This window comes from Candidatus Methylobacter favarea, from assembly GCF_902806695.1.
GTDB classification, from domain to species: domain Bacteria; phylum Pseudomonadota; class Gammaproteobacteria; order Methylococcales; family Methylomonadaceae; genus Methylobacter_B; species Methylobacter_B favarea.
The window spans coordinates 21449-29252 of sequence record NZ_CADCXN010000078.1; the positions used below are offsets into that span (position 1 = coordinate 21449).

General features: G+C 45.7%; 7 protein-coding genes. 4 read left to right on the forward strand and 3 right to left on the reverse strand.

The window, feature by feature from the left end; genetic code table 11:
* Positions 1–104 precede the first annotated feature (104 nt).
* The 4 genes from HUX64_RS12335 (at position 105) to HUX64_RS12350 (ending at position 5211) form a co-directional block, all read left to right on the forward strand.
* On the forward strand, positions 105–1568 hold the full coding sequence (locus tag HUX64_RS12335; protein ID WP_174626533.1) for a TldD/PmbA family protein: 1464 nt from the start codon (positions 105–107) through the stop codon (positions 1566–1568).
* Positions 1565–2902: a TldD/PmbA family protein gene (locus tag HUX64_RS12340; protein ID WP_174626534.1), complete on the forward strand. Its 1338-nt coding sequence runs from the start codon at positions 1565–1567 to the stop codon at positions 2900–2902. Before HUX64_RS12335 ends, HUX64_RS12340 begins: the two co-directional genes overlap by 4 nt.
* 432 nt (positions 2903–3334) lie before the next feature.
* Complete coding sequence (locus tag HUX64_RS12345; RefSeq protein WP_174626535.1) at positions 3335–3526, forward strand: hypothetical protein; 192 nt, start codon at positions 3335–3337, stop codon at positions 3524–3526.
* Between the two features lie 653 nt (positions 3527–4179).
* A complete protein-coding gene (locus tag HUX64_RS12350) occupies positions 4180–5211 on the forward strand; it encodes a class 1 fructose-bisphosphatase (RefSeq protein ID WP_174626536.1) in 1032 nt (343 codons plus the stop codon).
* Between the two features lie 146 nt (positions 5212–5357).
* On the opposite strand, the gene HUX64_RS12355 is transcribed toward HUX64_RS12350, so the two are convergent.
* From HUX64_RS12355 to HUX64_RS12365, 3 genes are all read right to left on the reverse strand, one after another.
* Complete coding sequence (locus HUX64_RS12355; RefSeq protein ID WP_174626537.1) at positions 5358–5765, reverse strand: hypothetical protein; 408 nt, start codon at positions 5763–5765, stop codon at positions 5358–5360.
* Between the two features lie 332 nt (positions 5766–6097).
* Entirely contained in the window at positions 6098–6940 is an 843-nt protein-coding gene (locus HUX64_RS12360; RefSeq protein ID WP_174626538.1) for a 23S rRNA (adenine(2030)-N(6))-methyltransferase RlmJ, read from the reverse strand.
* A gap of 88 nt (positions 6941–7028) precedes the next feature.
* A complete protein-coding gene (locus HUX64_RS12365; protein WP_246247010.1) occupies positions 7029–7655 on the reverse strand; it encodes an RMD1 family protein in 627 nt (208 codons plus the stop codon).
* Positions 7656–7804 lie beyond the last annotated feature (149 nt).

Consider the following 7804-nt stretch of genomic DNA (forward strand, 5'->3'; position numbering starts at 1 on the left):
CACATACAGCAGTTCAACCCTGGCAATCGCCCTGCCGGATAACTTCTCTACTCCAACCTGACTAAAATATAGACGGACTTATAAAAAGCCATAATAATAATTGCATGAGTATAACTAACGGTGTAACCGCCCTCTTTCATAGAGTTTTAAGTCAAATTTCCGACCCGTCGATTGAATGGGTTGGCTTTCGTGGGCTACGAAAAATTACTACGCAGTATTTTGTGCGTGACGGCTTGCCTGATGAGAATGACCGAAACGATACGCATGGCGTCATGGTTGAAGTCCTCGTCAACGGGCAATTCGGTTATGCCGCAACGGCAAGGCTCACCGAAGAAGGCATGCACCGCGCTGTTGCGGAGGCAAAAATTCAGGCGCAGGCCGCAGCCCGATTTGCTGTCCATGAATTTAGCATTGCCCAGCGGCCCAGGAATGTTTCCACCTATCAGTCCGATTGCCTAAAGCCATTCTCCGGCATATCGGCAGCTGATGTGTATGGCGAATTGATAAGGATCAGCAGCCGGTTAAAAATTTCTGACAGGATCGTGAAGACAACGGCCTTCATACGGACAGTTGAAACGGATCTGCGTTTCGTCACTTCAAACGGTTCCAATGCGTCGCAGCAATTTTCATTAATTACCACCGATTTCGAGGCTACTGCCAGGAATGGCAATATCGTGCAGTCACGTTCCGATGGCGGATTTCGCGCGAAAAGCTATCAAGGCGGCTGGGAGTTTTTTCTTAGCGATGATTTATGGATGCGCGTGAATCAAGTCGCCGAGCAAGCTCTCGAACTTGCATTTGATTCCGTAGAGTGCCCGGACACAACATTGGATCTGGTTTTGAAGCCGGATCAGATGATGCTGCAAATTCACGAGACTGTCGGCCATCCGCTGGAACTGGATCGGATCCTGGGCGATGAGAGAAATTTTGCCGGCTGGTCGTTTGTAAACACAGGCGATTTTGGCTGTTTGCAGTATGGATCGCCGTTAATGAATGTTACTTTTGATCCTACGTCCAAAACGCAATTCGCCAGTTATGGCTTTGACGATACGGGAGTTCAGGCAGCCTGCGAACACTTAATCAAGGATGGGCTCCTGGTTCGCGGCTTGGGCGGCAGTGAAAGCCAGCTGCGATCAAAATTGGCGGGCGTTGCGAACATGCGCGCGACTTCATGGAACCGCCCGGCCATTGACCGCATGGCCAATATCAATCTGGAGCCGGGAAACTCTTCTTTTGACGAGATTTTAACTGACATAAAGTCAGGCGTGCTGATGGAATCAAACCGCTCCTGGTCGATAGACGATTTTCGAAATAAATTTCAATTCGGCTGCGAGTACGGAAAATTAATTGAGAACGGGCGACTCACGACGACGGTGAGAAATCCCAATTACCGCGGTATCACCCTTCCTTTTTGGCACAGTCTTAAAAAAGTTGGCAATGCATCTACCGTAACGCAGCATGGCACCCCTTATTGCGGCAAAGGCGAACCGCATCAGATTATAGGCGTTGGACACACTTCCCCGGTGTGCTTGTTTGAACAAATTAACGTTTTCGGCGGCGCGGAATGAAAAATTATTTTCAATCCCTCGCCTCTGCAATATTTAGGGAATTGCGACAGGAGGAACATCTTTTTCTAAATCTGGCAGGGGACGATTCTCAATTTATCCGCATCAATGAAGCCAAAGTCAGGCAAAGCGGCGTTGTTGAAAATTATTTTCTGGATTTCACCTTCGTGCTTGGCGAGGTAGAAGGCAGCCTGAAGAAAGGCAGCGGACAAATCACCCTTTGCCTTAATGAACAGGATGATCTCAATCGCTTGCGCGCGAGGCTGGAGGATTTACGCAAAGAGTTACCCAATTTTCCTGTAGACCCTTACGCTGAATTGCCGGCCAAAAAATCCGATGAATCCGTTCATGAATCGTCTGCTTCGCTTTTGGCGCGCGGAGAAGCGGTGAAAACATTAGTGAATCCTTGGGCCGGTTACGATGTCGCCGGTTTTTATGCCGCAGGCCAGATTGTAAGGGGCATGGCCAATTCGGCAGGCTTGTTTCACTGGTTTAGGATGGAGAATTTTTCCTTTGACTATTCATTGTTTACCCCGGCACAAAAGGCACTCAAGGCGCATTATTTCAGCGCCCGATGGGACGATGACAAATATTCCCGACAGGTTCAGGATTCAATTTTAAAAAGATCATTATTGGAAAAGAATTCAGTGAAGATCAGCCCGGGGCAGTATCGGGTTTATTTAACACCTTCGGCAGTTGCCGATATCTTAAATATCCTCGGGGAAGCATTGGGAGAACTCGCCATTCAAACCAGTAAAAGCGCCATGCGCTTTTTAAGGTCGGGGGAGAAGCGTCTTTCCGATAAATTTACGCTAATCGAAGATTTTACCGACGGGCTCGTTCCACAATTCAATGAAGAAGGCGAGTTAGCGCCGAATAAACTGATTTTAATTGAGAATGGAAAATTGCAATCCACCCTGATTCATTCAAGAACCGCCAGAGAGTATGGACTGCGAGCTAACGGCGCCGGTCGAAGGGAATGTTTACGCGCTCCTGTTGTTCTTAGCGGCAACTTGAGCGAGCCGGAAATTTTGAAGTCCTTAGGTACCGGCATTTATATCTCCAACCTGCATTACCTCAATTGGAGTGATGAAGTAAATGGACGCATTACGGGCATGACCCGTTATGCGTGTTTTTGGGTTATAGAGGGGAAAATAAGCAGTCCGATTGAGAATTTACGGTTTGATGAAAGTATTTTTGATCTGTTGGGATCTTCACTGGAACAGTTAACCAAATTCGATGAGTATATTCTGGAAACCCTGACCTATGGCTACAGACAAATTGGCGGCATTCGGACGCCCGGCATGCTGTTATCGAAGATGAATTTTACGCTTTGAGTTAATCACCAGCACAGCCGCGCGAGCTTATTATGAGTAACTACACTCGCTGGTGATCAATTTGCTTGGCCGATTTTATATCTCGGCCTGAAGAGGGGGAAGCGCCTGCCTCGGCGAAGCTGCGTTGCTTTCCCTACGCTGGTTGGGCCGGGTGCAGGTCTCGTTCCGATCATTGGCTTCATTTGCAACGGAAGGTTTCCATATTGCTTTTAATAAAATAGAGTGCTAACACCTATGCCTTAAACATTTTACCAAAATCCGTGCATCTAATTTCATTACACTTTTTGAATCAGTAGCCGATATTTTTAAATATGTCACGCGATTAACGTGTCATATATCACAGACAAACTTAATTTCAGCTGTCACTATAAATCCAACAAAAAATTCTCTGTAAAGAGCATTGAACATATCAAAGAATGTACGGTGACGATAATGAAAGCAATAAATAGCAGCAAAGTTCCAGATCCTGATTCCAGTGATAATCTTGAGATTCTATGCCAGGAATTCAATGGCGACAGCTTCTACGGGCTGGAATATATCCTCGACGATTTTTTCCAGAATAAACCGGCAAAAATCCCTGTTCCTGCTCATCCTTTCGTTGATTGGTTCGGACTACTCGATTAACGCATGTCAGCTTTATAGCTGAGTTGGTAGTCCAGACCAATTTCAAATAAGCTCAAGGAGAAATTCTTAATTATTTTTAAATATATTTCAGAAGAAGTTTGCTAATTCAGGCTCTGATGAAATCTTGATGGCTATAGAAATCGAATATTTGCTCAGCTCAATACTGAAGTGTTAATCACCATGAAAAAATTACCCGGGAATCAGCCTGACAGCTTAAGACCAAGAAAGGATTTGGGCTTTAGGATCGATGCCCTGACTGGTCGAACCGGTGCCTGTGCTCATCAAGCAAGTCATGGGCTTTCGCTCGCCGCATCGAGACTTTCCTGCCATTGTCAGTGAAAGGAGGCGGGTCGCCTGGCCTTCAATCTGAAGCCGGTGCATTTACGCTCTTATGCTTGAGTGAAGAAGATACGGGAGTGGTTCGGGTTTAACCGCTTTAAGCTGAGTAAACGCTAGTGGAGCGCTTTCCAGGCCAAAAACACCGGGATGAAGCTTGAAAAAATAGCTGCTGCGAAGCCTTCCCACGCTAGCTGGCTCCTGTCCTGAGAGGTCTGGAAAAGAATAAATTATCGCCAGAACTTCCAATGCTAAATATAATATGTTTTAGGAAATTTTGGTAAACTCAACGGCTCAAGGCAAAGAGTAGGGAAAGCATGACTAATAAAGTTACTTTGACTCAGTTCATCATTGAGCAACAACGTGAGTTGCCGGGGGTATCCGGCATGTTTACATCTTTGCTCAACGACATTGTTACGGCATGCAAGAAGATCTCCCACCTGGTTAACCGGGGCGAGCTGATTGGTGTTTTAGGGAGCGCAGGCTCTGAGAATATCCAGGGGGAAGTGCAGAAGAAACTGGATATCATCACCCACAATATTATGGTGGATGCGCTGTGCTGGACGGGTCATCTGGCAGGCATGGCATCGGAAGAAGCTGAGGATTGGATTAAAATTCCAGAGTATTACCCTAAAGGTAAATATCTGGCATTGTTTGATCCGCTGGATGGTTCGTCGAATATTGATATTAATCTGGCGGTAGGCACGATTTTTTCTATTCTGCGTTGCCGGGAAGGGGTTGACCCTTCACTGGAAGATTTTTTGCGCAAGGGGTCCGAACAGGTGTGCGCCGGTTTTGTGCTGTACGGCCCATCAACCATGATGGTTTTAACCACCGGACACGGCGTCAATGGCTTTACCCTGGATCAGGCTATAGGCGAGTTTATTTTGACACACCCCGCTATGAGAATTCCGCCTGAAACAGGCGAATTTGCCATTAATATGTCCAATAAACGTTTCTGGGAGCCGCCGGTTCAGCGTTATATTGAAGAATGTCTGCAGGGCGAGGCGGGCCCGCGAGGAAAAAATTTCAACATGCGCTGGATAGCTTCCATGGTGGCTGAGGTTTACCGGATTCTGACCCGCGGAGGCGTATTTTTATACCCTTTTGATTTTCGCGACCCTTCCAGAGCCGGGAGGCTTCGCATTATGTATGAAGCCAACCCGATGGCTTTTATTATCGAACAGGCGGGCGGCGCATGCTCCACAGGGCGCGAGCGCATACTGGATATAAAACCCCACAGCCTTCATCAACGAGTGCCCGTGATTCTGGGCTCTAAAAACGAGGTTGAGAGAATTATTAGTTATCATAAAGAGCTGGGCGATACTGCTGTAACTCAGAAGCCATAAGGGAACTCCCGTTGGTGATACACCCCATAATCGGGACGAGGTCCTCACCCCTGCCAGTGAAAGCAACGCCGCTACGCCGGCTCATGCGCTCCCTGGCCTTCAGGCCGGGGTCCAAAACCAACAAGGCGATTTGATCAACAGTTTTTCTAAAGCCGGGCTTTAAGGGCGTATTTTTCACGGTCAATTTCTCCGCGGGTACGAACACCTAGCCGGCGCAGTATGGGCAGAGGAGGACACCATCCTTGCAATCCGTGCTGCAAAAGAAATGGCAAAACGATAGCCGGCAGTAAAAACCATTTTCGGTTGGTTGTTAACCCCAGAGCCAAGCCGGTCAATGCCAAAGTAGAGGCATTAACTTCAAGCACCCGCTCTACATCCCACTCCTTATCAAGCATGTTTATGCGTTCAAGAATTTCTGACTTGCTTTTGCCCTTATAACGTTGAATATTCGCATCAGTTTGATAATCTATTTCTTCATTAACATGGGCAGCGGTAGATCTGCGAACACGATCCAGGCTTGAACTTGTTGAATTTTCAGCATTAAATTCAGACATATAGGCCTCCACTTAAAAATATCGAAAAATTCCCGTCTAAAAATTACAGCATCATCTATTGGTCAGTTGTTTGAGTTTTGCTATTTCTTTATATCCTGCCGCGCCAGGATAATTAGCGTCTTAACTATTTTATAAGCCGGATCATATCCTGCTTTTTGCTTTCCCTGGAAGTCGGATTCTACAAATAATGACAGACTGGCTTAGCAGAAGTTTCGACATAAAGTCGTTTACGCCTGGCCTCAGGAAACAAACAGATCTTTAAAAAGCGCCAGATGAAGATAAGGCAATGGTATTCAGGCAGGCTAGAGTAATAGCTTTCCTCTTTTTCTTTTTTACTCTCCAGCCAACTCTTGTATCCGGTAAAAACCTTCGCCGTTATTTCCCAAAATATCGGCCAAAACAGGCAAGGCCTGTTGCATGTCGGATGCTAAAGTCCACGGCGGATTTATGACAATCATGCCGCTGGCGGACATGCCATAGGCGCCGGTATCGGCTTTAATGCCCAGCTCAAATAACTGCACATTCTTGATGCCGCTGGCCTGAATGCCCCGTTCCAATTTTCGGATGCGGCTGCGTTCAACGACGGGATACCAGAGGGCGTAAATGCCGCCGGCAAAACGTTTATGCATTTTAATCAAGGCCTCGGTAACCTGGGCATAATCACTTTTAATTTCATAAGAGGGATCAATCAGCACCAGTCCACGGCGTTCAATAGGCGGTAATAACCCCATGCAGCTGTGTAAACCATCGGCATGAAATGCTTTGATACGCCGGTCTTTATTAATGGCAGCTGTTAATAATTTTATTTCCGTTGAATGCAGCTCATACAAAAACAACCGGTCCTGGGTACGCAATAACTGTTTTATTATCAGGGGTGATCCGGGATAGCGGGTTAGCCGCTCAGAATTATTAAATTGCTTGATAATATTCAAATAGCCGGCAACGCAGTCGGGTAAATCGCCACGCTGCCACAGCTTGCTGATGCCATTTTCAAACTCCCTGTTTTTTAACGCATAGTCTTTATCCAGCGCATATTGTCCGGGTCCGGCATGAGTATCGATACAACAGAAAGGTTTGTTCTTTTTTCGTAAATGTTCCAGAATTCGTATTAGAATCAGGTGTTTTAAAACATCCGCAAAATTCCCTGCATGAAATGCATGACGATAACTGAGCATGAAAAAAACTTGAGGTTATAACAGAGGAGGGCAGTGATTTATTTTCAGAACATTTTGTCCACTATTGTCATGCCTATTTCAAAAGCGATCAGCCAGATAATAATCCATTCCAGTTTTGATGAATGTCGATGTTTTTGCTCATCCGCCAACATTTCGAATAATTCATAGATGGTTTCCAGCTTTTTCGATAAAACAGCGGTTCGTTGGGATATTTCCAGATATTTTGCGGCAATATTGTAAAAGCTTTCATACTCCGGGTATTCCCAAAAAAGTCAGGCGTATCCAGTAAATCATAATTTAAAATAATATCGCTTTTGGTCAAAAAAAGTTGGCCGCGGATTTTAGCTATTTCATGCCGGCTTAAATTAATTCTTCCATCCTGGGCTAATGATCGTGGAATGTAGTTGGTTTTGTTGATGGTCGTTATGGCATTGGTTTCAAATGAAGCCAGTTTTATCGACTGCGCCATGCCTTGGGATAATGAAAAAATCAGCATGGGATCTGAGGACTCGATTTCAATATGATCTTCAACTATGCGGGTATTGGCGCAGTCAAGAGCAAAGGTGAAGTTGTCTTCCTCCATCGTCTCGAGCGGGTTTTCCGCATAATCCAATAATAATTGATGCAGTTTATCCCGCTGTTCGAAACTGATGTTCCAATGCACAACAGCGCCGTAAGTAAAAATTACCGACCAGCTTTGATCATCTTCAATCATCAAGGCGCCTTTAATATTCCGTAATGATGATATGGACTCCTCCTTACCCACACGGTGTCATAAAATGCACCCAATGATTTAACGGAGCAAAGAGGAGCCCGACATGAATAATAACGCAGTTGGTTTGGATATTTCAAAAAACGTTTTCC